We start from the raw sequence: 25,918 nt of genomic DNA, 5'->3' as shown, positions 1-25,918 counted from the left end.
AATGCCCCCAGCACCAGCACCCGCACCCATAGACATCAACGAATGGTGGCTGGCTGCTGCCGCCGCAACCAGCATCCTGGCGCCTGCGGCCACGGTTCAGGCGGCCACGCAACCTGGCACCCAGGTTGGCATTGCTTCCGCGGTGCGCCCGGGCGTTGTCACTGCTACCAACGATCGCATCGTCTACATTGGCAATTCTGTGACCTTTGGCGAACGGTTCAAGACAGACAGCACCGGTGTCATCCATATCCTTTTCATGGACCAGTCATCCATGACGTTGGGCCCCAATTCTGAGTTGGTGATTGACGAATTTGCTTTCGATCCGGAATCACGTCGGGGCAGCATTGCGGTTAACCTGGTCAAAGGTGCATTGCGGGTAGTGGGCGGTTTTATCAGCAAGTTCAACAGCCCACAGGGCTTTAGTGCCGCACGGGTGCAGACCGCCACGGCAACCATTGGTATCCGCGGTGGTATCTCGCTGATTGAGAATGATGACAACAACATATCAACCGCGTTCCTGTTTGGTCAACAGATGGAGGTGCTCGGTCTCAACGGTCTGTTGCAGACCGTTACACGCCCCGGATTCGGAATCAACATCGGTCTCGATGGTATTCCGGGTGACCCTGCCCGCGTGCCACCCAGCTTCTTGAACAAGCTGATGCAGCAGTTTGGCGCGGGTGGAGCACTACCTGGCGACACACCTCCTACACCTCCTGCACCTTCTGAAGGGCTTATCAGCACCAACGGCAACCCGATTGGCAACAATCCCGACACGACGCTAGCCCCAGACCGCACCCAACAGTCCACCGGCGAGCAAAATACCGAAACGCCCAAGAACGCTCTGCGTACTCTGTTAGGCTCCAATCCAAACCCGAACCAGTCCTGAGCTTTCGCGGATGCGGGTACTCTTTTCGTCGGTCTATCCACATCTGCCCGACGTCATAGGCGGGCTGCAAACCACCACCGACGATTTATGTACCGCTCTGGTGAACGTGGGTGCACAGGCTGCGGTTTTATGTGGACAGAACGAACACGACACTACCGGTCACGCGCTACCCCGGCGTGACGACACGCTGGGCTACCCCGTTTTCCGGGTGGCTGACCCTATTCACGACCTGCCCTTGTTGGCCGCCAGTTGGGAGCCCAGCATCATTGTGGTTCAAAGTGGCACCACACTATTGCCCATGGTGATCAGTGCGCTGGATACCGGCCAGCCCACCGCCGTTTACCTGCACAACGTGGAAACCCACCAACTGGGCGGAACCCTGGTACCGGACGCATCTATCCTGTATCTGGCCAATTCCGAATTTACTGCCCAACGCTGGCACGCACTGTGTGGGCTCAATTGCGTGGTGGTACCTCCGCTGGTGCTGCCTGAGCGCTACTTCGTGCCCGAACGGGGCGAACAGGTACTTTTCGTCAATCCCACACAGATCAAAGGCGTCGAAATCATGTTCGCGCTGGCGGCCGCTTGCCCGGACATCCCTTTTCTGGTATCAGAAAGTTGGGGGCTCAACCCCAACTGGCGCAACCATTGTCTGCAGCGTGCGCGCCGGTTGCCCAACATCGAATGGATCGCCTCCACGCGTGACATGCGCGCGGTATACACACGGGCACGCACGTTGCTGATGCCCAGTTTGTGGGAAGAGTCCTATGGCCGGACTGTGGTCGAGGCTCAGATCAGCGGCATTCCAGTGGTTGCCAGCAAGCGTGGTGCTCTACCCGAGGTGATGGGTGCTGGCGGTCTTTTGGTGGATGCCCATGCCCCTATCTCAGAATGGGAACGGGCGCTTCGCCGGGCCTATATGCCATCCCTCACTTATGACCGGTTGTCCGAACAGGCGCGCCAACAGGCCTACCATACGGCAGCCTCGCCAGTGATGCTGAGTCGCTTCCTGTCTGCCATTGCGGGGCACGGAATCGAGCGAAGCAGCACAGCGACCGGCCTGTAACCTGATACGCACGTTGCGGCCGATCTACCGCACCTTCAATGGCAGTAAAGCCCGCCAGCAGCCCAGCAGTTTGCGAGACCGTAACCCCATGCAAACTCCTGCATCTCCTCGCCCTGTACCGCCCATTCGCCCTGCAAGACGGGAACAGTGTCATCGGTTCCGAGGAGCATGCATGTCAGTCCGGTTCTATCACTGCGCCTTGGTAGCTTTCTGTGGGCGGCTCCAATTGGCAATGCTGACCTGCTTGCCGCGCGCCACCGTCAACGCACCAGCAGGCGCGTCCTTGGTCACGGTCGATCCGCCGCCCACTGTGCCACCGGCACCCAGGGTGATCGGCGCCACCAGCACGCAGTTGCTGCCCACGTGCACGTCGTCCTCAATCACAGTGCGGTGCTTGTTGGCGCCGTCGTAATTGGCGGTGATGCTGCCCGCACCAAAATTCACCCGTTCACCCACGCTTGCGTCGCCCAGATATGCCAAATGGTTGGCCTTGGATCCCTTGGCCATGGTGGAATTTTTGACTTCTACAAAATTGCCAATGTGCACTTCTGCACCCAACTGTGCGCCGGGGCGCAGGCGGGCAAAGGGCCCGATCAGGGCACGAACTCCCACAGTCACGCCCAGGTTTTCACCATCAATGTGGGTATAGGGGTGGATCACAGCACCCGCCTCGATCACCGCGTTGGCAATAAAGCAGTTGGCCCCAATCGACACGCCTTCGCCCAGGTTGACCTGGCCGGCAAAAACACAGTTGACGTCAATGCTCACGTCCTGCGCACAGAGCAAGTCACCGCGCACGTCAAACCGGGCTGGATCGGCCAAGCGCACACCATCCTCCATCAGACTCTGGGCCTGTTGCAATTGGTAGGCACGCTCCAGCTGCGCCAGTTGCAGCGGGCTGTTGACCCCGGCCACCTGCACCGCATCACTAATCCGGTGCGCGACAACCGGCACACCATCGGCCACGGCAAACCGAACAATATCAGTCAGATAGTACTCGCCCTGAGCATTGCGGTTGTCCAGGCGGGCCAGCCAGCGTTTGAGCCAAGTGGCCGGCACGGCCATGATGCCGCTGTAGATCTCGGTGATGGCGCGCTGCTCCGGGCTGGCGTCTTTGTGCTCCACAATCGCCAGCAGGTCGCTGTCTGCATCACCACTACGCACGATGCGCCCGTAACCAGTCGGATCTGGCATATCGAGTGTCAACAGCGCCAAATTCTCTCCAGCACACGCCTGAATCAGGTGGAACAGCGTGGCTGGCCGGGTCAGCGGCACGTCACCCGACAGCACCAGCACCACCCCATCATCGGCCAGTGCCGGCACTGCCTGTTGCACCGCATGCCCGGTCCCCAGTTGTGGCTCCTGACGTGCGAAGTTAATGGTTAATGGGGCTGTAGCCCTCGTATTAATTACACATGCCGCTTCCACTTCGATAGCACCGTGTCCAGTAATCACCACCGCCTGACGGGCCTGCAATGCCCGTGCGGTGTCCAATACATGGTGCAAAAGGGGACGTCCGGCGAGCGGTTGCAGCACCTTGGGCAAACGACTCTTCATGCGCGTGCCTTTACCGGCCGCCATAATGACTACATCGATAGGGGCACGGTTCTGTGCGCCGTCTGGGTCCTGGAATTCGGAAGTCAACTGCATGTCCCTTTCAAGGCGTTCCATTTTGCGATACTTCTTTCAATCGGCACCCATTATCGGCGTGCTGGTGGCTGCCTTGGCATTGGGTGGCTGCAGTGCCGTGCGCCTGGGTTACAACAGCGGGCCCACTTTCACTTACTGGTGGCTGGACAGCTACTTTGACTTTGACGGCGCACAAAGCCTGCGTGTGCGCGACGATCTGCAGACCGTGCAAGACTGGCACCGCAAACAAGAGCTTCCGTTGCTGATACGACAGCTCAAAGGCCTGCGCGCCATGGCGCCCAAACTGGTGACTACCGAGCAGGTGTGTGGTGTGGTGTCCGAACTGCAGACACGACTCCGGGTCACCCTGGAGGGCGTAGTTCCAACCATTGCCGCAATTGCCCCCAGTCTGCAAGATGCACAGCTGGAACACATGCTTCAAGAGTTTGAGCGACGCGACCAGAAATGGCGTGAAGAATGGATCAACGGAACACAGGCTGAACGCGCCCAACGCCGGGTCAAGCAGATTGTGGAACGCGCAGAATCCTTCTATGGCCCGCTAAAGGCCACACAACTGACCATCGTGCGCGACCACATCAAAGCCTCCAGCTTTGATGGCCCACGCCAGATGCAGGAAATGCAGCGCCGCCATCAGGACGCCTTGCAAGTGCTGCGCGAACTGCGCAAGACCAAGGCCAACCCCGCCAAAGCCACGACTGAGCTGGGCTCACTGCTGGAGCGCTCGCTCAAAGCCCCCGACCCTGCCTACCGAACGTACTGGGAAAAGATCACAACCGAAAGCTGTGCCGCCATGGCCGCCCTGCACAACAGCAGTACGGCCGAGCAGCGCACCCGTCTTGCACAAACCCTGTTGGACTACGAAGAGGATGCCCGTGCACTGGCCAGCCAAAGCCCGGCCAGCCTCGAGCAAACGTCTACAACCGTGGCACCCTCTTCCGCCCTGTGAGTCAGGCATGGCAAAAGCCCGAACCGAATTTGCCCAGTACTGCTGTGAACTGCTCGCAAGCGTGGGCCCCTGCGTGGCCAAACGCATGTTTGGCGGCTTCGGGCTCAGCACCGATGGACTCACGATTGCCATCATTGCCAACCTGGGGTCGGGCGAAAAATTGTGGCTCAAAGCCAACGACAACAACCGCCATCAATGGGAAGCCGCTGGCTGCGAGCGCTTCACCTACCATTCCACCAAAGATGGCAAGTCGGTGTCGCGCGGCATGAACTACTACAGTGCTCCTGAAGAGGCGATGGACTCAGCCCACGCCATGGCAACCTGGGCCAGCCTGGCATTTCAGGCTGCTCTGTACGCCAAGGCCCGCAAGCCACGTCCCTAAAATTTGGGGCATCCACAACAAATAATGGTAGAACAACACCGTCTCAGAAAGACCCCTATGCAAAACCAAGACAACCCCGACGCGCTTGCATGGCACAAGCGCTTTGCAGTACAGACCAATAACCGCGCCTGGGACCTGACCACCGTCGTCCGAACCCCTGACCAAGATCGCGAAATGCTGGACGCTGCCCACGCATCCGCCTGGCATTGGGCCGTGATCGGCACCGAGTTGAATCGCATGCGTGCCACCATGCTGTTGGCCGAAGTACATGCCCTGCTCGGACAGGGCGCATCCAGCTTCCAGTTTGCGCAGGAGATGCATGCCTATTTTCTGGCAAACGACACGCCAGACTGGGAAGTCGCCTTCGCCCACGCCATCTACGCCCATGCCGCCTGCATCGCTGGTGCCAGCGCTATTCACCGGCGCGCCTATGAGAGCGCCAAAGTCGCCATCCAAGCCATTGCCAGCGAGGAGGACCGGGCCATCGTGATGAAGACATTTGTGCAGATTCCCCAACCCTGAAGTGAACACAACGTGACCCGCTTCGTCGCCCTGTTTCGAGGCATCAACGTCGGCAAGGCCAAGCGCATCGCCATGGCCGATCTGCGCGCGCTGCTGACTGGAATGGGTTACACGGATGTGCAAACATTGCTCAACAGCGGCAATGCCACATTTCACAGTCCATCTTCATCCGCCGCAAAGCACGCAACGCGAATTCGGGTTGCTGTTGCCCAGGTACTAGGGGTCGATGCGCTGGTGATCGTCAAGGCCGCCAAGGACATCGCGGACGTGGTGTCCTGCAACCCGTTTGCCGAACAGTTGCTGGACCCTTCGCGCGTGTTGGTGGCACTTACCAGTGACAATTCGGCTCTACAGAAGTTGGCGCCATTGGCGGATGATGAATGGGGCAACGAGTCCCTGCATATCCGCCCCCATGCGGCGTACATCTGGTGTGCCGACGGCATCCTGCAAAGCAAAGCTGCCGTGGCGATCTTGAAGGGCTTGGCCGACACCGGCACCACCCGAAACTGGGCCACGGTTGAAAAGATCCACGCACTGTTGCAGAACAAACCAAAGAATCGGTAAACTATGCAGTCCGCACCGTGGATGTCCGTTGCAGTTGCTGAGGTGGGTGTCCACACCTACCCTCCGGGTCAAAGCAATCCGCGTGTAACCGAATACCACACGAACACTAATATTGCGGGTTACGACGACAAGGCATCGTGGTGTTCTTCATTCATCAACTGGTCGCTGGCCCAGGTAAATATCATGGGAACCGGCTCCGCGTTGGCCAGATCCTGGTTGGACTGGGGCGAACCGTTGGACATCCCTGTGCCCGGCTGCATCGTGGTGTTGTCACGCGAAGACCCCAGCGGCTGGAAAGGCCATGTTGGCTTTTTTCTGCGTGTAGATGAATACCATGTACACCTGCTGGGCGGCAACCAGTTGGAGCAGGTGCGTGAGCATTTCTACCCAACGTCCACCGTCCTGGGCTACCGCTGGCCCAGCCGGCAACGCGGCTGACCCCAAGTCCGTCTACAAAATCGCATTCGGGTTCTCACCCCTTTCATACACCACATGCGCACGACCGACGATCAGCGGATCGAGCTTGCCGATCTGCTGCAGGTCCTTGTTGGCGTAGGGCAGTTTGTGCAACACATAGCGCATGGCGTTCAGGCGGGCGCGCTTCTTGCAGTCGCTCTTGATCACGGTCCAGGGTGAGTCGGCCGTATCGGTCTCAAAAAACATGTTTTCCTTCGCCTGCGTATAGTCTTCCCATTTGTCTAGGGATGCCATGTCGATCGGGCTTAGCTTCCACTGCTTCAGCGGGTGGCTTTCGCGCTCTTTGAAGCGGCGGCGCTGTTCCTTGCGGCTGACGCTGAACCAGAACTTGATCAGGTGCACACCGCTGCGCACCAGGTGGCGCTCAAACTCGGGCGTCTGACGCATGAATTCAAAATATTCATCCTGGTTGCAAAAACCCATGACCCGCTCCACGCCGGCGCGGTTGTACCAGCTGCGATCCAGCAGCACGATCTCACCCCGCGTGGGCAGGTGCTGAACATAGCGCTGGAAATACCATTGGCCCCGCTCCATTTCGCTGGGCTTTTCCAGCGCCACTACGCGGGCGCCACGCGGGTTGAGGTGTTCCATGAAGCGCTTGATCGCGCCACCCTTGCCGGCTGCGTCTCGGCCCTCAAACAAAATCACTACGCGCTGTCCGCTTTCCTTGACCCACGCTTGCAGCTTGAGCAACTCCACCTGCAGATGGAATTTTTGCTCCTCATAACTGGCGCGGCGCATGAGGTTGCGATACGGGTAGCCGCCATCGCGCCAATCCTGCGCCAACTCGTCATCGGGGTGCAGCACACCCCTTCTGCTGTTAACGCCTTTCAGGCGACCATTGAGCGCCTCGCGCAGCACGCTGGCATCGTCGGCAGAAGCGCCCTCCAACATGGCACGCAGGCCCTTGGCGCGCTCGGCGGCAGTGCCCTGGGCATCGGGGCGCACCAGCTCCAGCGCAGCAGCCACTGCCTTGCCCTGGGCCGCGTCCACCGCCTCTTTGGCCACAAACTTGCCAATGGCGCGTGCCCGGGTTGTTGGTGCAATGTCGCCCCGGGCGGCGGTGCGCGGGGTGGTGACTGACTTGGCTTTCTTGCGCGCAGCGGCGGCGGGTTTGGTAGGCGGAACGGAGGTGTCGGTCATTGTAGGTATCTCTATCTCATTGCTTGCTGTTAAATCGGCCACACCACGCCGTGGTTGTTCAAAATGGCGTCCAGTGGCACATCGTGCAGTTCGGGCTCGAAGTCGTCCACATAACCCACGCCAAAGCCCAGGCCCACGGTAAATGGCTTGGGTTGCAAAGCGGCCATCATGCGGTCGTAAAAACCGCCGCCGTAGCCCAGGCGGTAGCCGCCAGGGCCATAGCCCACACAGGGCGCAAACAGCAGGGTGGGCACGATGACCTCGGTGTCTTTCGGTTTGGGGATGCCGTAGGCGTCTTCTTCCATGGGGCAGCCCGGATACCAGGCATGGAAGGTCATGGTCTTGTGCTCTTTGTTCACTACCGGCAGGCCAATCCGGCGCAACTGGGTTTGATCCAGCAACTCACCGTCTTCTTTCCAACGGTGCAGGGCCGGCAGGGGGTCAAACTCACCCTTGATGGGCCAATAGGCGCCGATGACGGTGTCGGGCCGGCCCACCAGCCAGATGCGCATGACCTGCTGCAACAGATCCGACTGCTGTAGGCGATCTGGCAAGTTCAGGCGTTTCTCTAGTAACGCCTTGCGCAGGGCTTTCTTGGCCGCTGCCGTTGATTCTTCTGACTTGTCCATAATCTCCACATGCAGTTTTCAGCCATTCTGACATCGATAGCGCTCACCGGCGCATTTCTGGTGTCCACTTCTATCCCCGTCCGGGCCCAAAGCCCGGACATTTCCCGCACCGACGCCACCATTTTGGAGATGAACCAGGCGTACAAGCAGCGCGACCGCAAGCGCCTGACCGCCCTGTTGCCCCAAGCGCGCGGCCACCTGCTCGAACCCTGGGCCGCGTACTGGGATCTGTCGGCCCGGCTAGACACAGCCAGCCCCACCGAGGTGCAAGACTTCTTTACCCGTTACAGCGGAACCTACCAAGAAGACCGACTGCGCGCCGAGTTGCTGCTGCAACTGGGCCGCAACCGCGACTGGGTGGCGTTTAACCGTGAATACCCGCTTTACCGCATGAACGACGACAAGTCGGTGCGCTGTTATGCATTGCTCGCCGAGCACCTGAGCAGTGGCGTGGACAACACGGCGCAGGTTAAAGACGTTTGGCTGGGCCTGAAGGACGCCGACGAAGGCTGCGCCGCCGCTGCCGAACAGTTGGTGAAGGACCACACCACCTCCAACCAGATGGTGTGGCTGCGCGCACGGCTGGGCATGGAAAACGACCGCCTGCGGGTCGTCACCCAGGCCGTGGGCATTGTCAGCCCCGGTTCGGTCAAGAACGTGAATGCCATTTACCTGAACCCCGGCAAATACCTCAATGACAAGCTCACCGCCTTTCAACCCAAGACGCGTGAGCTGGTGTCGCTGGCGCTGATCCGCCAGGCTACTCTGGACCCGGCCGAGGCCGCAGTCGAGATCGACAAGCTGCGCTGGAAAGCCCAGCTCACCCAGGAAGAACGCAGCTGGATCTGGGGCGTGATTGGCAAACGCGCGGCGCAAAAGCTATCCAGCGATGCGCCAGACTACTTTGCTCGTGGTCAGGCCCCGTTCATGCACGAAGACCACCTGGCTTGGCAAGTGCGCGCTGCCTTGCGTGCCGGTAAGTGGTCGCAGGTGTTGTCTGCCACTGGTGCCATGGGTGAGGCCCAGCGCAACGACCCTGCCTGGGTCTATTGGCGTGCGCGCGGCCTCTTGTTACAGACCAATACCGAGGGCTCCCGCGCCCAGGCCCTGCAATTGCTGGAAAGCATTGCCAGCGTGCGCGGTTTTTACGAGCAACTGGCGCTGGAGGAACTGGGGCAACGCATCACGGTAGCGCCCAAGCCCGAGCCGCTGACCAAGGTCGAACAAGACGCCGCACGTACCAATCCAGGATTGATCCGGGCGCTGTATGCCATCCGCATGGGGCTGCGATCCGAAGGCGTGCGCGAGTGGAACTACAGCACCAACCTGCACGAGCGCGGCGGCATGGATGACCGCAGCCTGCTGGCCGCCGCCGACCTGGCCTGCCAAAACGAGGTGTGGGACCGCTGCATCAACACCAGCGAGCGCACCAAGTCCTTCATCAGCTTTGAGCAGCGCTTTCCCATGCCATTCAAGGCGGCGGTGGTGGCGCGCACCGCCCAAATCGGCTTGGACCCGGCTTATGTTTACGGCCTAATTCGCCAGGAAAGCCGCTTCATCATGGACGCCAAGTCTGGCGTGGGCGCTTCGGGCCTGATGCAGGTAATGCCCGCCACAGCCAAGTGGACAGCCAAGAAGCTGGGCCTGACCAGCTTCCTGCCCCACCACATCGTCGACCGGGACACCAACATCGCCATCGGCACCGGCTACCTGAAGCTGGTGCTCGACAGCTTTGATGGCTCCATGCCCCTGGCCGCTGCTGCCTACAACGCCGGCCCCGGACGCCCCCGCACCTGGCGCGGCCAGAGCGGCGCACCGGTTCTGGAGGCCGCGATCTGGGCCGAGAACGTGCCCTTTAGCGAAACACGCGACTATGTGAAAAAGGTGCTCTCCAACACCACCAACTATGCCGCGCTAATAACCGGCCAGCCCCAGTCGCTCAAAGCCCGCCTGGGCAACGTGGGCCCGCGCGACGCGACACTGCCCACCCCCACCGAAGACTTGCCCTGACCCCTAACATCACCCATTCCACAAGGACCGCACCATGCTCACGCTCTACATCGGCAACAAAAACTATTCGTCATGGTCCATGCGCCCCTGGGTGCTGCTGCAACAGAGCGGCATAGCATTTACAGAAACGATGGTGCGCTTTGACTCCTTCGACGCCGGCTCGCAGTTCAAAAGCACGCTGCAGGGCATAACCCCCACCGGCAAGGTGCCCCTGCTGGTGGATGGCGATCTGGCCATTTGGGACACCCTGGCCATTGCTGAATACCTGGCTGAGCGGTTTCCCGAAAAACACCTGTGGCCTGCTGACCGCGCCGCACGCGCCCGTGCGCGCAGCGTGTGCGCCGAAATGCACAGCGGCTTCACCGCGCTACGAGGTGCCTGCCCCATGAACATCGAAGCCCATCTGGCCGACACCGGCGCCCTGATCTGGCGCGACAAACCCGCCGTGCGTGCCGACGTGCAGCGTCTGGTGGACATGTGGACTGGGCTGCTGCAAGCGCATGGTGGTCCGCTGTTGTTTGGCGAGTTCACGGTGGCCGATGCCTTCTTTGCACCGGTTTGCATGCGCCTGAAGACCTACGCGCTACCCGTCCCGCCAAATGTTGCGGCCTACGTGGAGCGCGTCTGCGCCCTGCCCGGCGTGCAAAACTGGATCACCCAGGCTCTGGCGGAAAAAGACTTCCGTAATTTTGAAGAGCCCTACCGCCTCAAACCCTAGTACGACCCCAAAGAACATGGAAATCTACCTGGTCGGCGGCGCCGTCCGCGATACCCTGATGGGATTGCGGGTGAAAGACCACGACTGGGTCGTCGTGGGCGCCACACCGCAAGACCTGCTGGACCAAGGCTTTGTGTCGGTGGGACGGGATTTCCCGGTTTTTTTGCACCCCAAAACCCACGAGGAATACGCCCTGGCCCGCACCGAGCGGAACACGGCACCGGGCTATCACGGCTTTGCCGTGCACGCCAGCCCCGGCGTGACACTGGAAGAAGACTTGGCTCGGCGTGATCTTACTATTAATTCAATAGCTGTTCACGTAGATTCGACGAGGGCTAGAGCAGAATTTGATGCAGAACCATTGGCGCTGGCAGCACACTGGCACGCAAGCGGTGCGCTGGTGGACCCCTATGGTGGAATCCAGGACATTGCCGACAAAGCGCTGCGCCATGTGACCCCGGCCTTTCGGGATGACCCCGTGCGCATCCTGCGCCTGGCGCGCTTTGCTGCCCGCTTTACCGAGTTCCATGTGGCCCCCGAAACCCAGACCCTGATGCGCGAGATGGTGCAGACCGACGAGGTGGACCACCTGGTCGCTGAACGCGTCTGGCAGGAGCTGGCACGCGGCCTGATGGAGGCCCTGCCTTCGCGCATGTTCACCGTGTTGCGCGACTGTGGCGCTTTGGTGCGGCTGCTACCCGAAGTGGACTGCCTGTGGGGCGTGCCGCAAAGCGTGGAGCACCACCCCGAGGTAGACACCGGCGCCCACCTGATGCTGGTGTTGGACATGGCAGCCCGGCTCAACGCCAGCCTGCCGGTGCGTTTTGCCTGCCTGACGCACGACCTGGGCAAGGGCACCACCCCTGCCGATGTGCTGCCGCGCCACATTGGCCACGAGCAGCGCAGCGTGCGCCTGCTCAAGACCCTGTGTGAGCGCCTGCGGGTGCCGGTGGAGTGCAAGGAACTGGCCGAGGTGGTGGCCCGTGAGCACGGCAATATTCACCGCAGTGCGGACCTCAACGCCGGGGCCATCGTGCGCCTGCTGGAGCGCTGCGATGCGTTTCGCAAGCCGGCCCGCTTTGCCGACATCCTGCTGGCGTGCGAATGCGATGCCCGTGGCCGCCTGGGGCTGCACGATGCACCCTACCCGCAGGCGCCGCGACTGGCCTTGGCGCTGCAACTGGCGCTATCCGTTGCTACCAACACAATAGCGACTGCAGCACAGGCGGCGGGGGCTAGCGGCCCAAAGATCGGTGAATGGATTCACAAGGCCCGGGTTGCTGCGGTTACGGCGGGCCTCTGAGCAAGTCCGGTCACCTCGGGACGGTTCAGTTCAGCGCAGAGGTCAAATCCCCCATCTTCTCGCGCACACCGGGCAGGCTTTGCAGGCCAATTCACATAGGGCCCAATCAACACCGTGGGTATGCGTGTACCGGGGCTAAAGCGGTCGCCCCAGCCCGGGCCACTGGGTGGCGGCACATGGTCCCAGTAAACACCGTTCTCGTCAGTGATCGGTGGGGCGGGACTTTCCGGTGTTTTTGCACACCCAAACCCACGCGGAATACGCCCTGGCCCGCACTGAGCGCAACATCGCACCTGGTTACCACGGTTTTGCCGTACACGCCAGCCCCGGCGTAACGCTGAAAGAAGACTTGGTCCGGCGCGACCTTACTATTAGTTCAATAGCTGTTCACGTAGATTTTACGAGGGCTACAGCCGAATTTGACGCAGAACCATTGGCGCTGGCAGCACACTGGCACAGCAGCGGTGCGCTGGTGGGCCCCTACGTCGGCTGCCAAGACATTGCCGACAAGGTGTTGCGCCACGTGACCCTGGCCTTTCGGGATGACCCGGTGCCCATCCTGCGCCTGGCGCGCTTTGCCGCCCGTTTTGCGGGTGTGGACCCGCTTGCATAAGCCGGCGGTATCCGTAAGAATGAAAGGCTTTACAACAAGTCAGTAGGTACCGGCATGGTCCGTCACGTTTTCCCATCGCTTCGTTTTGGCCTGTTGCTGGCACTGGCTGCGGCCACCTTTCCGGCCACGGGCTGGGCCCAGGATGCGCTGAGGCGTATTGCGCAGCGTGACCAGATCAACCTCGGCTACCGCGAAGACGCGCCACCGTTCTCGTTCCTGGACGGCACGCGCCAGCCCGTGGGGTACAGCCTGGACATCTGCCGGGCCATGGCCGAACGCATCAAGATCGAGACCGGTAAACCCGGGTTGCGCGTCAATCTCACCCCTGTGCCGGCCGACCAGCTCGAGCGCGTAGTAGCCAGTGGCGGAGTGGACCTGATGTGCGCGGGCACCTCTGACACGCCCGGGCGGCGCGCAAAAATGGGCGTCTCGCACCCGGTTTTTATATCCAGCGTCAAGTTCATGGTGCCTGCCAAAGACAAACTCAGCAAGGCCTCTCAGCTCAACGGCAAGACCGTGGCCGTGCTGGGCCGCACCACCGCCGAGCCAGCCGTCAAGGCCTATGCCAAGCAGGCCGGCCTGACCTTCAAGGTGGCGCGTGTGGTCAGTCCCGAGGCCGCGCTAAGCCAACTCGAGCTGGGCCAGGCCGACGCGTTCGCGCGCGACGAGGTGCTGTTGCTCAGCCAGCGTGCAGCACAGCCCAAACCCGAAGCCCTGGAGTTGCTGAATGAGAGCATTTCCACCGAGGTCATTGTCATCGCCCTACCGCGCGACGCCGGGCTGCAGCGCGTGGTGGACCAGACCATGGCCCTGATGGTGCGCGACGGCCAGGCGGATGCGCTGTACAGCCAGTGGTTCATCAAGCCGCATGCCGGGGCCCCGCATGGCCTTGGCCTGCCGATGTCGCCCGCGCTGAAAGCTGAATTCGACAAGCTGCGCTGAGTGCGGTGAGGTTTGGTCTGGCACATTCAGGCACAGATTATTCACGCTACAAGACGTTCAATCTGAGCCGTCACGGCGCCGATGACTCGGTGCGTTGCGCCGTGCTGCGCGGTGAGGGCATGGGCTTCTCGGGCGGTGATTGGTTTGCCGTATCCCAATTCGGCTCAGCCTCCACGCCCTCCCCCGCCTCCTGCGCACCCTCACCTTCCCACAGCGGTGGCTGGCATGCCGGGGTGATGCGCGGTGCTTCTGTGTCCACGCCGATGTGATCCAGAATCTTTTGGATATCGGCGTTAAATGTGACGAACGCAATGATGCGCATCTGGCCACCACTGTGCGGACAGATCAGGGGGAACACCCCGCAGACACGGGCGATCAGTGCAGACCACGATAGTGCGCTGGTTGACGTGGCTTGGGTTTGACTTGTGCCTCTGGCTGGGCCGCTGCGCCAACACCAGAAACACCGAGCACGCCGCTCGCAAAGCAAGTTCGGAGCCAGAACGCCGGAATGGCGATACAGGTGCGGCAGCGGCACCAGCTGGGCGATGCGCCCGAGGCCGCTTGGGGCTGAAGCACAGATAGCGGGGGGCTAGCGGCCCAAAGATCGGTGAATGGATTCACAAGGCCCGGGTTGTGGCGGTTGCGACCGGGCTCTGATTCCTACAGTGCTACCCCATCAGTTCAGCGCAGAAGTCAGATCCCCCATTTTCTCGCGCACACCGGGCAGGCTTTGCAGTCCAAAGCGGCGGGTAATAAATTTCAGGATGGACGTGGTGTCCATGGGCGTGGAATCGATGGCGCCTTTCTTCACATACGGCCCAATCAACAGCGTGGGTATGCGTGTACCCGGGCCAAAGCGGTCGCCCCAGCCCGGGCCGCTGGGTGGCGGCACGTGGTCCCAGTAGCCACCGTTCTCGTCATAGGTTACTACCACCAGCATGTCTTTCCACTGCGGGCTGGCCTTGAGGCGGTTAAGCACATCGTCGATATGGGCGTCGCCCGTCATGATGTCGGTATACGACGGGTGCTGGGTGTTGACCCCCGCCGGCTTGTAAAAGCTGACCGCCGGCAGGGTGCCTTTGGCGATGGCCTGCAAGAAGTCTGCGCCACCCCGCAGGTGCTCAGCACGGGCAGCCGTGCCAGGTGCATAGCGTTCGTAGTAGTTAAACGGCTGGTGGTGCGGCTGGAAGTTGGGTGAACCGTCACCACGGCGGTAAATGACCGTGCGCTTGGCGTCGGGCGCCTGCATGCCATCGGCCAGTGCGCGGTTGTAGCCACCGCCGTACCAGACCCAGCTCACGCCCTTGGCGGACAAGGTGTCACCAATGGTGGTCGCTTTTTGCGCCGGCAATGGCCCACTCTTGGGGTTGGCCAGGGTGCGCGAGCCATCCGGTGCGGGCGGAATGCCGCTGGGCTGGTACGGCGGCTGTGCCGTATTGACCGAATAGCCATCGGGCGTGACCTGGGTGCCACCCCCGGTACTGACAATCTTGACGGCACCGTCGTTGGCAGATGGGGAATCCGGCATCTTCTCCAGTTTTTCCTGAGCATCCAGCCGGGCGCGAATGGACGCCGGCGCCGACGGGTACACGGGTGCGCAGGCACAAATCAGATACTGGTGGTTCAGGTAAGAGCCACCGAAGGCACCCATGAAGAAGTTGTCGGCCAGGGTGTATTCCTTGGCCCATTGCCACATTTTGAACTGGCTGCCGTCGTAGTAGCCCATAGTCCAACCACCCACAGTAGACATGGCGGCAAACCGATTGTTTTTGCCATTGTTGATCTGTTCCTGGTTATGGAAAAAATTGTGGATCGGACTGGGTACGATGGTGGTGGGCGGCCGGTTAACTGGCGGCGCGTCAATGCGAAACGGCCCATTGGGCATACGCGGGTAGCGCGCGTCAGGTTTGCCGTCGTGACCGAACACCACCAGTTCCTTGAGCGGTTTGCCGTCGTGGTCGATCTGGGTCTTTTCTTCAGCCGTGGCCCGGCTGATGCCATTGGCGCCGGGGAACAGGCCGTACATGTTGTCAAAGCTGTGGTTCTCGGCGTAAATCACCACCACGTTCTGGATACGCTCCAAGCGGGCGGCTTTGGCATCCGTTGGGCCACCGGTGGCGGCGCAGCCCCCCAGCAGGCTTGCAAGGCAGGCAGCGGTCAGCAGTGTCAATTGGCTCAGTGGGCGCATGGAAAATCCCGGTTGTTGGGACTGCCACTGTACGGTATTTTCGCGCTGCCTATGCCCTCGCGCCGCGCCCCCAACCTACGCCCCTAGGTGCGAGCGCGTCCAGCGCACGATGTCGGCGGCGCCCATGGCGCCCGCCTGGCGCGCCACTTCACGTCCACCGACAAACAGGGCCAGGGTAGGAATACTGCGAATGTTGAAGCGTGCGCCCAACGATTGAACGGCCTCCGTATCGACCTTCACCACACGCACGTTGGGCTCCAACTGTGCCGTCGCTTGTTCCAGCGCTGGCGCCATCTGGCGGCACGGACCGCACCAGGGTGCCCAAAAGTCCACCAGCACCGGAATCTGGTTGCGGGTGATGTGCTTGTCAAACGCGGCCTCGTCCAGTGCAACGGTATGGGCCACAAACAGGGGTTGGTGGCAACTGCCGCAATCGGGCGCTTTGGCCTGATCTGCGGTTTGGACTCGGTTGGTGGTGTGGCAGTGCGGGCAGACGATGTGCAACGGTTCGGTCATGGTAATGGGCTCCTTGCCACTGCACGTGGGGTTGCAGCCCGCCGGATTCAAGCCCCCCCCAACCGCTACAAGCGGTGGGTACGGTCACCCCGGGCAAAACCCATGGCATCCCAGTAGTTGCCTTGGGTCAGGCCAATGACCTTGAAGAATTCACCCATTTCATGCTCAAAAATGAGTTTCTGCGCGGCTGACCGGTCCGCCAGCGATGCCGCCTGCATGGCATCGGCCAAGCCGCAGTTGATCAAAAAATGCGCCTGGCTGGTGTAGCCCAGCACTTCCATCCCGCTGTCTTGCGCGGCCACGGCAATGCCAGTGAAGTTGACATGGGCCGTGATGTCTTTGGCGCCCACATCGACTAGCGGGTTGCCATCGGCCAGGTGGGCGCGGTGGCACATCACGGTGCCCATGTGGCGCTGCTCATGGTAATACTCGGCCTCGGGGAAACCATAGTCGAGCAAGAAGGCAGCGCCGGCCTGCAGGCGGCCCGCCACGGTGCGCACAAAGGCCTCGCCCTGCGGGTGGATTTCGGTCACGTAGTCGTGCTCGCCCGGCACCTCAGTAGGTGGGCGCAGGTCGGTAGGGCTGTCGGCCCAGGCCAGGGGGTGGGCCGCATCGTCCGGGTTCCAGGCCACACCGCGCTCGTACCACACACCCTGCAGGCGGGCCAGCAACTTGACGGGCATGGCGTCCAGCACTTCGTTGCCCACCACCACGCCGCGCATCGTATCGGGTAGGGCCTCTGCCCACTGCACCCGGTCCAGATGCTGGTGCAGCGTGGCCTGCTGGCGTGCCTTGAGCGGCTGCGACAAATCCACAATGGTGTAACGGCGCACTGGCACACCCAGCGCATCCAGTGCGTCCAAAATTTGCAGCGCCAGTGCGCCCGTGCCGGCACCAAATTCCCAGATTTCATCGGTGCCGGTCACTTGCAGCGCCTGTGCAATCTGGCGTGCCAGGGCTTGACCAAACAGGGGCGTCATTTCGGGTGCAGTCACAAAGTCACTGCCAGCACCCACCACTTCGCCACCGGCCTCACGCAAGCCTTGTGGCATGACGCCAAAAACAGTGGAGCCCCGGCTGTAGTAGCCCAAGCCAGGCGCATAGAGGGCCTCTGCCATGAATCTGTCAAAACCGATCCAGCCGCCGTCGGCGTCGATGGTTTGTTGCAAATGCGCCAGCATGGCGTCTGGCATGGTGTCGGTTTCCATGATTGGAAGCACTACTGCCAAGGGTGTAAAGGGAGTGGTCATGTCGGCCTCAATTGTCTCCCAAGGTGAGCGGCACCCGGGTGCCCGCACACTGTTGCCTAACGACACCAGCTACGCAGCGGTTCGGGCCCAGTGTGTTGACAAGCGCACAACGCGTCCTGACAATTGCGCCTTCTGCGGCCTCGCGCCGCTTTGCAAACGTTTTCAACCAACCGTGAAGGAGTGCTTCGATGATTGTTCACACACCCACTCCCTTGTCGCTGGCCGCCTGAGAGCTGAGTTTGCCGACCCACGCCTATTGAAGTAGCGTTGGGTGGTTGCCCTGTTGCACAGGGCTTGTGTCTTCTCTGTCTTTGTCGGGCCGCCCGCTGGCCCTGCTCATTCCATTTTGGCTTTTGCGCCCAGTGGCGTGCCGTCTGCGCATGCTCTGGCCAAAGGTCCTACAAAGACATTGCTAGACACCATGATTGATTTTTCTTTTGAGACACTGCGCCGCCTGGGACTTACCCCCGCCATGGCGCAAACATTGGCCACCGTGGATGCCGCTGCCAGCCCACTACACGACAACAGTCCCCCGCAGTGGATGCGTGCGACCGCCGTGCACCGCGAAACGATCGACGTGCACGATGGCGCACGGCAACACAGCGCACGGTGCACCACCCGGCTGACCCGGGAGCTGAAAGACCACGACTTTGCGCTGGCGGTCGGCGACTGGGTGCTGTGCACCGAGGACGAACACCAGCAATGGTGGCTTGCCCAGCGCGTTGCGCCACTGAGCCAGATCGTGCGCCGCGATGCAGACGGCGGCCGCCACACGGTGGTCAGCAATGTGGACACCGCATTGCTGGTCATGGGACTGGACCTGGATTTCAACCTGCAGCGGCTGGAACGCTACCTGGCCCTGGTGGGCAGCAGTGGGGTGCTGCCGGTCGTGGTGCTGACCAAGGCCGACATTGCGCAGTCGGGCACGCCCGATGCGGTGTCGCAGCGAATGCAGCAGGTGCGAGCGCGAGTGGGACACCATGTGGACGTGGTAGCCGTGGACGCACGCAGCGAGGCAGCTACCAAGGCATTGCAGCCGTACCTCGGCATGGGCCAAACCCTGGTGATGCTGGGGTCATCCGGTGCCGGAAAGAGCACGCTGACCAACAGCCTGCTGGGCTGCGCGACACAGGACACCGGCGCGGTGCGCGTACACGACAGTCGCGGCAAACACACCACCACCGCACGCTCGCTGCACCTGTTACCCACAGGCGCCTGCGTCATCGACACCCCCGGTGTGCGCACGCTGCGCCCCGACGTGGATGCCGAGGCGCTGGGGCATCTGTTTGAGGACATCAGTACCCTGGCCGACCAATGCCGGTTTCGCAACTGTAGCCACCAGGATGAGCCTGACTGCGCTGTGCGCGTACACGTCAACCCACTGCGCCTGAAGAACTACCACAAGCTGTTACGCGAAACCCGCCGTGACAGCATGGGGGCATTGGAGCGGCAAAGCCAGTTAGCGCAGTGGAAGTCCCGCACCAAGGCGGGCCGTCAGCGCCGGGCGATGGAGCGGGAGTGAAACTCAATCTGCCGTGGTGTCATCCAGCCCCAGCGTTTTGACGCCAGCATCGCTATCGAACTCGCTGTAGTTCCAGCGGCCATCCACATACACCACGTTGTCTGGAACAACCCGCTCCACAGGCGTGCTGGCGGCCAAGGCCGGCCGCATGGCGTCGATCCAGATCGGCAAGGCCAGGGTAGAGCCAAACTCGCGCGTGCCCAACGAGCGCGGCTCGTCATAGCCCATCCAAGCGACCGACACAATGGCATTGGCGTAGCCAGAAAACCAGCCATCCACCGCATCGCTGGTGGTACCGGTCTTGCCAGCCAAATCCTGGCGTTGCAGGCGCGTGCTGGCCATGGCACCCGTACCCGAAAGGGTGACTTCGCGCAGCATGCTGTCGGTGACAAAGGCGTTGCGCGCATCAATGGCACGGGCCGCTTCCGGTGGGGTGGCTGGGCGGTCCGATTCAAACAGCACCTTGCCCTTGGCGTCCGTCACGCGCTGCACCAGCCAGGGGCTAACCAAATAGCCGCCATTGGCAAACACACCATAGGCACTGGCCAGTTGCACTGGCGTGACGGAACCGGTACCCAAGGCCAGGGTTAGGTTGGCGGGTTGCTTGTCCGCACTCAAGCCAAAGCGCGGCAGGTACTCCAGCACATAGGGCACGCCAATGGCCCGCAAGATGCGCACCGATACCACGTTCTTGGACTGGGCCAGTGCATCCTGCATGCGGATGGGGCCTGCGTATTGGTCATCGTCGTTGCGCGGGTCCCACTTCAGGCTCTCCGTGGTTGTGGCCGAGAGCTGTACGTCGTTGATGAGCGTGGCCGGAGCAAAGCCGCGCTCCAAGGCCGCTGAGTAGATAAAAGGCTTGATGGATGATCCGGGCTGGCGCCAGGCACTGGTAGCGTGGTTGAAGTTTTTACGGCGAAAGTCAAAGCCTCCCACCAGCGCGCGGTAGGCACCACTCTCGGCATTGAGCGACACGTAGGCCGCGTCCACTTCTGGCAACTGAGACATGGTCCAGGCCTTTTTGCTGTTCTGCACCACGCGAATCAAGGCGCCGGGCCGCAGACGCACCGCCTTGGCGGCATTGGGCTGCAGGGCGCCAGCGGCAAAGCCCAGGCCTTGGCCGCTGATCTGGATGCTGTCGCCGCTGGCAAGCTCCGCTTTGAGCGACTTGGCCGACACTTCCGTCACCACAGCCGGCAACAAATCGTCATTGGCTGGGTGCTTGAGCAGCAGCGCGTCAATGGCGTCATCTCGGGCATCGGGGTCGGCCGGCAGGTCAATCACGGTCTCGGGCCCCCGGTAGCCATGGCGCTGGTCGTAGGCCAGCACATTGCGCCGCACCGAATCAAATGCCGCCTGCTGCTCGGCATCCTGGATGGTGGTGTAGACCTTGAGACCCATGGTGTAAGCGGCGTCCTGGTACTCGGACACGATGTTCTGGCGCACCATTTCGGCTACATAGGCCGCATGCACCGGTACCATGGGGCCGGTGTTGATGTGCAGCGGCTCGGTGCTGGCTTGGTCAAACTGCGCCTGCGTGATGTTGCCCAGGCGCAGCATGCTCTTGAGCACCAGCAGCTGGCGCTGCTTGGCGCGCTCGGGGTTAACGGCCGGGTTGCGTCGCACCGGATTTTGCGGCACACCGGCCAGCATGGCGGCCTCGGCAATGCTCAACTCCGGCAACGACTTGCCAAAGTAAGTGCGTGCCGCGCTGGAAAACCCATAGCTGCGCTGACCCAGGTAGATCTGGTTCATGTACAGCTCCAGAATCTGGTCTTTTGTCAGCGCCTTTTCGATGCGATAGGCGAGCAGGGCTTCGGTGAGCTTGCGTTTGACGGTCTTTTCCTGCGAGAGGAAAAAATTGCGCGCCACCTGCATGGTGATGGTGGAGGCACCTTGCTTGACCCCGCCCGTCAAATCCGACACCAGGGCGCGGACCAGGCCTATAAAGTCGACGCCACTGTGGGTATAGAAGCGCGCGTCCTCAATCGACAGCAGCGCGTTTTTCATCAGCTCGGGCGTGTCCTTGATGGCAACAAAATCACGGCGCTCCTGGCCAAACTCGCCAATCAGCACGTTGTCAGCCGTGTACACGCGCAGCGGAATTTTGGGTTTGTAGTCCGTCAGCGCATCCAGAGCCGGCAAGACCGGCGCCACCACAAGGACGGCATAAGCCACCACAACAGTAACGACCAGCGCCGCCACGGCGGCTAGGCGCAATATCCATTTCATATGGGGAGATTTCCTGAGAAATTGGAGGACCATTAAAATCCCCGATTCTGTCACCCCGGCTCAATAGCTCTGTCCATGCCCAATATCTCCCCTGCCGCAACCCGTGTGCCCACCGTCCTGGTGACCGGTGCCGCGCGCCGGCTGGGCCGCGAAATTGCCCTGGCCCTGGCGGCAGCGGGCTGGCGGGTAGCGGTGCACTACCGCAGCTCAATGGAAGATGCTATTAAAACAGTAGCTGAGTGTGACCAGTTGACAAAGGGTGCAGCCGCTTTTCACGCTGATTTGGATGACGAGGGTGCGATCCACGGCCTGCTCCCTGCGGTGATCGCATCGTTTGGCAATGTGGATGCCGTGGTCAACAGTGCATCCACATTCGAGCACGACACCCACGCCACCTTCAGTTTTGCCGCCATGGACAAACACATGCGCAGCAATACCGGTGCCGCCATTGTGCTGGCGCAGGCACTGCACACCCACTTGCAGTCGCGCCAGCAGAATACGCCCGATGCTCCCGTGCGCCATGGGGCGGTCGTCAACCTGCTGGACCAGAAGCTGTGGAACCAGAACCCCGATTTTTTCAGCTACACCCTGTCCAAAGCCGCCCTGGAAGCCGCCAACACCATGTTGGCACTGGCATTGAGCCCGCTGGTGCGCGTGGTGGGCGTGGCACCTGGCTTGACGCTTACCAGCCACTTGCTGAGCGACGCCCAATTTGAAGCGCTGCACAAGCTCTCGCCCCTGGGGCGCTCCTCCACGGCGCAAGACGTAGCCAGCGCCGTGCTGTTTGCCCTGCAAAACCAATCCATCACCGGCACCACTTTGTTGGTAGACGGTGGCCAGCACCTGATGCGTTTTGAGCGCGATTTTTCTCTGATGTGACAGCCCACTCAACCGTCAGCCACGACTATGCAACACACCACGGGCACCCAGACCCTCACCCTGACCGGTTTGCGTTTTGACGCCAACCTGGGGATTCTGGAATCGGAAAAAGCCGCACCTCAGCCCATTCAGGTGGATGCTGAACTCAGCCTGGGCCCGCAGCCGCTGCTACCACACGACGACGATATTCACCATGTGCTGGACTACCGCAAGGTGCGCCAGATCATCATTGACGAATGCACGGCCGAACACGTGAACCTGCTGGAAAGCCTGATCGGCAAGCTGGCCAACCGCCTGCTGCAGCTGCCCGGCGTGCTGGGCGTGCGCGTGAAGATCGCCAAGCTGGAAATCTTTGACGACTGCGAAGTGGCAATTCGGGTCGAAGCCGGTCAGTGGTAAGACCGCAACGGAAAATTGGAGGCTTTGCTCCAAACCGCAACGCCATAAACACCGAAAATACCCCCTAGCCCGCCGGGAGCGTCCCGGTACATGGAGCATTGAATGAGCGCAGTCTGGATCGAAAACGAAGTTTCCACGTTTGGTAATACCGCCAAGATCGAACGCGAAACCCACAAACTGGAAAAGCGCCTGTGCCGCCAGGTGGGCCAGGCCATCATCGACTACAACATGATCGAAGAAGGCGACCGCGTGATGGTCTGCATGTCTGGCGGCAAAGACAGCTACGGCATGCTCGACATTTTGCTCAAGATGCAGCAACGCGCACCGGTCCAATTTGAACTGGTGGCCGTCAACCTCGACCAAAAGCAGCCGGGCTTTCCCGACCACATCCTGCCCGAGTACCTTAAAAGCATGGGCGTGGAATTTCACATCGAGACGCAGGACACCTACTCGATCGTCAAGCGCAATATCCCCGAAGGCAAAACCATGTGCAGCCTTTGCAGCCGCTTGCGCCGGGGAATTTTGTACAAGGTGGCGCGCGAATTGAAGTGCAACAAGCTGGCCCTGGGCCACCACCGCGACGACATGTTGCAAACCTTCTTTTTGAATATGTTCTTCGGTGGAAAGTTGAAGGGTATGCCGCCCAAGTTGACCAGCGACAACGGCGAGTTCATCGTTATCCGCCCACTGGCCTATGTGGCCGAAAAAGACCTGGTTCGCTGGGCGGAGCACCGCCAGTTCCCCATCATCCCCTGCAGCCTGTGCGGCAGCCAGGAAAACCTGCAGCGCAAACAGGCCAGCAAGATGCTCAAAGAGTGGGAGAAACAATACCCCGGCCGCGCCGAGACCATGTTCACCGCCCTGAAAAACGTGGTGCCCAGCCACCTGATGGACAGCAAGCTGCACGACTTTAAAAACCTCAAAACCACTGGTGTGCCGGACGAAGACGGCGACAAGGCGTTTGACGAAGAACCATTTTCCCCACCCACCATCAGTGGCCTGCCCGCCATGCAAGTGGTTACCCTGTGAAGCACCCCATGACCGCCACCCGCATCATTGCCATCCGCCACGGCGAAACCGCCTGGAACGTGGACACCCGCCTGCAAGGCCATCTGGATGTGGCGCTCAACGCGCATGGCCAGTGGCAAGCCCAGCGCGCGGGCCAGGCCCTGGCCGACGAAGACATTGCCGCCATTTACAGCAGCGACCTGTCACGCGCCCACTCTACGGCACAGGCCATTGCCGACTATAACAAGTCAGATTCATCGCGTCAGGTGCGGCCCCACACCGGCCTGCGCGAACGCGGTTTTGGTATTTTTGAAGGCCAAACCTACGCGCAGATCAGCCAGGACTGGCCGGAAGAATCCCGCCGCTGGCGCCAGCGCGATCCGCACTTTGCGCCCCAGGGCGGCGAAACGCTGACGCAACTGCGCGAGCGCATCCACCACACGGTCAACATCCTGGCCGAACAGCACATAGGCGAACAAATTGTTCTGGTGGCACACGGTGGCGTGATGGACGCCCTGTACCGTCTGGCCACGGGCCAGGACATTGAATCCCCCCGCACCTGGGACCTGGGCAATGCCGCGATCAACCGCCTGCTATGGACACGGGATGGTCTGACCCTGGTGGGCTGGTCCGACACGCGCCACCTGGATGAAGCGGCGCTGGATGAGGCGAGCGCCTAAGGGTCAGCGCGGCGCACTCTGCGTCAAGTGCACCAGATCGGCGGGTTCATCCACATCGTGCAGAATGGGTGCCTGCCACACGCGCAGGTCCAGCGCGGCCATGCGCCGCAGCGTCTCTCTAGCCACTTCCGGTGTGCTCCATGGCATGTCAGCAAACAGCGCAGGGCACGGTGCATGCAAGCCGATGAGTACATAACCGCCATCGGCAACCGGGGTCAGCACGGCGTCGTGTTGCAACAGCTGGCGTGCTGCCTGCGCGATACCGGTAGCGGTCAGCTCGGGGCAATCGGTACCCATCAGCACAATGGGTTGCGCGAACGTGGTGGTGACCCTGTGCACGGCCCGCGCCATGCGTTCGCCCAAATCGCCTTCGCCCTGATCGCTGAGTGCAATGCCATCGGGCAACGCCACGCCGTGCCACGCGGGCGCGTAGGGTTCGGGGCTCATGCACAGCTCAACCGGACCAGCCCCCGACTCCAGTGCCTGCGCGAGGGTTTGCAACAGCATGCGCTGCGCCAATTCGGCCGAACCCTGCGCACCCAGCGCCGGGATCAAGCGTGTCTTGACGGCGCCAGCCACCGGCGCCTTGGCAAAGATGACCAACCTGCAAGGCATTGCCAGCGTGTTCACTGGTACAGCCTGGCGAGTTGATCCGGCGCTGCGCCACGCCAGTAGGCAAACCGCAGCTGCCACATGAGCAGCACCGTGCGCCAGACACCACGCGTCTCCCATCGGCGGCCCGATGTGATTACCCTTGCGCGCAGGCTGATGGGGCGAGACAGATGCCCCAGGCGCAGGGACATTTCAATATCCTCCATCAGGGGCTGGTTTGAGAAACCACCCACCGCATCAAAAGCAGCGCGTGTCATGAAAAACGCCTGATCGCCCGTGGCAATGCCGGTGCAGCGCGAACGAATATTCATGCATGCAGCGATGACCCGCAGCATCCAGGGCCGCCCAGCAATGTGCACGTCAAAACGGCCCCACACACGGACGCCGCTGGCCAGCGCCTGCGCAACGAGCGCATCGGCGTTGGGCGGGAGCTGTGTGTCGGCATGCAGAAATAGCAATACGGGTGCGTTGGCTTGCTGTGCCCCCTGGTTCATTTGCAAGGCGCGACCAGCGGCACTACTCAGCACTAGCGATGTGCCAGGCTGGCCTGCGCTGGTTGGGTTGAGGTCAGGGTCGTGCCCCAGCGCTTGCTGCGCCAACGCCATCGTGCCATCCGTACTGCCACCATCTACCACCACCACCTGCACGCCACGCAACTGCAAGGGCGCCAATGCGTGCAGGGCGGGGCCGATGCGCTGTGCCTCGTTGCGTACCGGCATGATGATGGTGAGGCCAGGGGCAGGTGCTTGCATGGCGCGACGGATGGGAGATCGTGAACCGG

The 25,918-nt window shown here is 61.5% G+C and carries 26 protein-coding genes and 2 pseudogenes; 17 read left to right on the top strand and 11 right to left on the bottom strand.

The annotated features are described in order from the left end of the window. Position 1: 1 nt before the first annotated feature. Together IPI80_RS20560 and IPI80_RS20555 are read left to right on the top strand one after the other, a co-directional pair. The gene (locus tag IPI80_RS20560; RefSeq protein WP_413863108.1) at positions 2-886 is read left to right on the top strand and encodes a FecR domain-containing protein; all 885 of its coding nucleotides are present in this window, start codon (positions 2-4) and stop codon (positions 884-886) included. Between the two features lie 10 nt (positions 887-896). Then, positions 897-1,952 carry a glycosyltransferase gene (locus tag IPI80_RS20555; protein ID WP_413863106.1) on the top strand — a complete coding sequence of 352 codons (1,056 nt, stop codon included), beginning with the start codon at positions 897-899 and terminating at the stop codon, positions 1,950-1,952. A gap of 189 nt (positions 1,953-2,141) precedes the next feature. On the opposite strand, the gene glmU is transcribed toward IPI80_RS20555, so the two are convergent. Continuing rightward, positions 2,142-3,602 carry a bifunctional UDP-N-acetylglucosamine diphosphorylase/glucosamine-1-phosphate N-acetyltransferase GlmU gene (glmU, locus tag IPI80_RS20550; protein ID WP_413863103.1) on the bottom strand — a complete coding sequence of 487 codons (1,461 nt, stop codon included), beginning with the start codon at positions 3,600-3,602 and terminating at the stop codon, positions 2,142-2,144. On the opposite strand from glmU, the gene IPI80_RS20545 reads away from it, so the two are divergent. From IPI80_RS20545 to IPI80_RS20525, 5 genes are read left to right on the top strand one after another with little or no spacing between them, the layout of a single operon-like run. Then, positions 3,601-4,548, top strand: a complete 948-nt coding sequence (locus IPI80_RS20545) for a DUF6279 family lipoprotein (protein ID WP_413863100.1) — start codon at positions 3,601-3,603, stop codon at positions 4,546-4,548. The two genes, glmU and IPI80_RS20545, sit on opposite strands and share 2 nt — an antisense overlap. A 7-nt stretch (positions 4,549-4,555) precedes the next feature. Then, the gene (locus IPI80_RS20540) at positions 4,556-4,930 is read left to right on the top strand and encodes a TfoX/Sxy family protein (protein ID WP_413863097.1); all 375 of its coding nucleotides are present in this window, start codon (positions 4,556-4,558) and stop codon (positions 4,928-4,930) included. Between the two features lie 57 nt (positions 4,931-4,987). Continuing rightward, entirely contained in the window at positions 4,988-5,452 is a 465-nt protein-coding gene (locus IPI80_RS20535) for a hypothetical protein (protein WP_413863094.1), read from the top strand. A gap of 12 nt (positions 5,453-5,464) precedes the next feature. Continuing rightward, positions 5,465-6,016 carry a DUF1697 domain-containing protein gene (locus tag IPI80_RS20530; protein ID WP_413863091.1) on the top strand — a complete coding sequence of 184 codons (552 nt, stop codon included), beginning with the start codon at positions 5,465-5,467 and terminating at the stop codon, positions 6,014-6,016. 21 nt (positions 6,017-6,037) lie between these two features. Next, positions 6,038-6,454, top strand: coding sequence for a TIGR02594 family protein (locus tag IPI80_RS20525; protein ID WP_413863571.1), 417 nt, complete (start codon positions 6,038-6,040; stop codon positions 6,452-6,454). A 12-nt stretch (positions 6,455-6,466) separates the two neighbouring features. Here the strand turns inward: IPI80_RS20525 and ppk2 are convergent, their stop codons facing one another. Continuing rightward, positions 6,467-7,636, bottom strand: a complete 1,170-nt coding sequence (ppk2, locus tag IPI80_RS20520; RefSeq protein ID WP_413863088.1) for a polyphosphate kinase 2 — start codon at positions 7,634-7,636, stop codon at positions 6,467-6,469. 29 nt (positions 7,637-7,665) lie between these two features. Beyond that, a complete protein-coding gene (locus IPI80_RS20515) occupies positions 7,666-8,265 on the bottom strand; it encodes a 5-formyltetrahydrofolate cyclo-ligase (RefSeq protein ID WP_413863086.1) in 600 nt (199 codons plus the stop codon). Between the two features lie 9 nt (positions 8,266-8,274). Here IPI80_RS20515 and IPI80_RS20510 point away from each other — a divergent pair, with 9 nt between their 5' ends. The 3 genes from IPI80_RS20510 to IPI80_RS20500 are packed head-to-tail and all read left to right on the top strand — an operon-like array spanning position 8,275 to position 12,296. Beyond that, entirely contained in the window at positions 8,275-10,275 is a 2,001-nt protein-coding gene (locus tag IPI80_RS20510) for a transglycosylase SLT domain-containing protein (RefSeq protein ID WP_413863083.1), read from the top strand. 34 nt (positions 10,276-10,309) lie between these two features. Beyond that, positions 10,310-10,993 (top strand): glutathione S-transferase family protein, encoded by a 684-nt coding sequence (locus IPI80_RS20505; RefSeq protein ID WP_413863080.1) that lies wholly within the window; start codon positions 10,310-10,312, stop codon positions 10,991-10,993. Between the two features lie 16 nt (positions 10,994-11,009). Continuing rightward, positions 11,010-12,296: a multifunctional CCA addition/repair protein gene (locus IPI80_RS20500; RefSeq protein ID WP_413863077.1), complete on the top strand. Its 1,287-nt coding sequence runs from the start codon at positions 11,010-11,012 to the stop codon at positions 12,294-12,296. Positions 12,297-12,391: 95 nt separating this feature from the next. Here the strand turns inward: IPI80_RS20500 and IPI80_RS20495 are convergent. Then, positions 12,392-12,499, bottom strand: a pseudogene (locus IPI80_RS20495) (alkaline phosphatase family protein); the annotation flags it as partial. Between the two features lie 8 nt (positions 12,500-12,507). Here IPI80_RS20495 and IPI80_RS20490 point away from each other — a divergent pair. Beyond that, positions 12,508-12,885: pseudogene (locus IPI80_RS20490) on the top strand (multifunctional CCA tRNA nucleotidyl transferase/2'3'-cyclic phosphodiesterase/2'nucleotidase/phosphatase); the annotation flags it as partial. A gap of 78 nt (positions 12,886-12,963) precedes the next feature. Beyond that, positions 12,964-13,851 carry an amino acid ABC transporter substrate-binding protein gene (locus tag IPI80_RS20485; protein WP_413863074.1) on the top strand — a complete coding sequence of 296 codons (888 nt, stop codon included), beginning with the start codon at positions 12,964-12,966 and terminating at the stop codon, positions 13,849-13,851. A 70-nt stretch (positions 13,852-13,921) separates the two neighbouring features. Here the strand turns inward: IPI80_RS20485 and IPI80_RS20480 are convergent, their stop codons facing one another. The 4 genes from IPI80_RS20480 to IPI80_RS20465 form a co-directional block, all read right to left on the bottom strand. Next, positions 13,922-14,209, bottom strand: a complete 288-nt coding sequence (locus IPI80_RS20480; protein WP_413863071.1) for a hypothetical protein — start codon at positions 14,207-14,209, stop codon at positions 13,922-13,924. Between the two features lie 318 nt (positions 14,210-14,527). Then, the gene (acpA, locus tag IPI80_RS20475; protein WP_413863068.1) at positions 14,528-16,039 is read right to left on the bottom strand and encodes an acid phosphatase; all 1,512 of its coding nucleotides are present in this window, start codon (positions 16,037-16,039) and stop codon (positions 14,528-14,530) included. Between the two features lie 75 nt (positions 16,040-16,114). Beyond that, positions 16,115-16,555, bottom strand: a complete 441-nt coding sequence (gene trxC, locus IPI80_RS20470) for a thioredoxin TrxC (protein ID WP_413863065.1) — start codon at positions 16,553-16,555, stop codon at positions 16,115-16,117. Between the two features lie 65 nt (positions 16,556-16,620). Further along, positions 16,621-17,763: a class I SAM-dependent methyltransferase gene (locus IPI80_RS20465; RefSeq protein WP_413863569.1), complete on the bottom strand. Its 1,143-nt coding sequence runs from the start codon at positions 17,761-17,763 to the stop codon at positions 16,621-16,623. Positions 17,764-18,226: 463 nt separating this feature from the next. On the opposite strand from IPI80_RS20465, the gene rsgA reads away from it, so the two are divergent. Beyond that, positions 18,227-19,327 (top strand): ribosome small subunit-dependent GTPase A, encoded by a 1,101-nt coding sequence (rsgA, locus tag IPI80_RS20460; RefSeq protein ID WP_413863064.1) that lies wholly within the window; start codon positions 18,227-18,229, stop codon positions 19,325-19,327. 3 nt (positions 19,328-19,330) lie between these two features. On the opposite strand, the gene IPI80_RS20455 is transcribed toward rsgA, so the two are convergent. Then, positions 19,331-21,559, bottom strand: coding sequence for a penicillin-binding protein 1A (locus IPI80_RS20455; RefSeq protein ID WP_413863061.1), 2,229 nt, complete (start codon positions 21,557-21,559; stop codon positions 19,331-19,333). 75 nt (positions 21,560-21,634) lie between these two features. Between IPI80_RS20455 and IPI80_RS20450 the strand changes: the two genes are divergently transcribed. The 4 genes from IPI80_RS20450 to IPI80_RS20435 all read left to right on the top strand — a co-directional run bounded on the left by IPI80_RS20450 (position 21,635) and on the right by IPI80_RS20435 (position 24,525). After that, positions 21,635-22,438, top strand: a complete 804-nt coding sequence (locus IPI80_RS20450) for an SDR family oxidoreductase (RefSeq protein WP_413863058.1) — start codon at positions 21,635-21,637, stop codon at positions 22,436-22,438. 27 nt (positions 22,439-22,465) lie between these two features. Beyond that, positions 22,466-22,837 carry a dihydroneopterin aldolase gene (locus IPI80_RS20445; protein WP_413863055.1) on the top strand — a complete coding sequence of 124 codons (372 nt, stop codon included), beginning with the start codon at positions 22,466-22,468 and terminating at the stop codon, positions 22,835-22,837. A 102-nt stretch (positions 22,838-22,939) separates the two neighbouring features. Further along, positions 22,940-23,866: a tRNA 2-thiocytidine(32) synthetase TtcA gene (gene ttcA / locus IPI80_RS20440; RefSeq protein WP_413863052.1), complete on the top strand. Its 927-nt coding sequence runs from the start codon at positions 22,940-22,942 to the stop codon at positions 23,864-23,866. Between the two features lie 8 nt (positions 23,867-23,874). Next, positions 23,875-24,525: a histidine phosphatase family protein gene (locus tag IPI80_RS20435; RefSeq protein WP_413863049.1), complete on the top strand. Its 651-nt coding sequence runs from the start codon at positions 23,875-23,877 to the stop codon at positions 24,523-24,525. 3 nt (positions 24,526-24,528) lie between these two features. Here the strand turns inward: IPI80_RS20435 and IPI80_RS20430 are convergent, their stop codons facing one another. Next, positions 24,529-25,155 (bottom strand): TIGR04282 family arsenosugar biosynthesis glycosyltransferase, encoded by a 627-nt coding sequence (locus IPI80_RS20430; protein WP_413863047.1) that lies wholly within the window; start codon positions 25,153-25,155, stop codon positions 24,529-24,531. Continuing rightward, positions 25,152-25,889 (bottom strand): TIGR04283 family arsenosugar biosynthesis glycosyltransferase, encoded by a 738-nt coding sequence (locus tag IPI80_RS20425; RefSeq protein WP_413863044.1) that lies wholly within the window; start codon positions 25,887-25,889, stop codon positions 25,152-25,154. Before IPI80_RS20425 ends, IPI80_RS20430 begins: the two co-directional genes overlap by 4 nt. Positions 25,890-25,918: the final 29 nt, after the last annotated feature.

It is taken from the genome of Candidatus Aalborgicola defluviihabitans (assembly GCF_016705985.1).
In the GTDB taxonomy this organism is placed as follows: Bacteria; Pseudomonadota; Gammaproteobacteria; order Burkholderiales; family Burkholderiaceae_C; genus Allorhodoferax; species Allorhodoferax defluviihabitans.
This window is presented reverse-complemented; position numbering and strand designations above follow the sequence as displayed.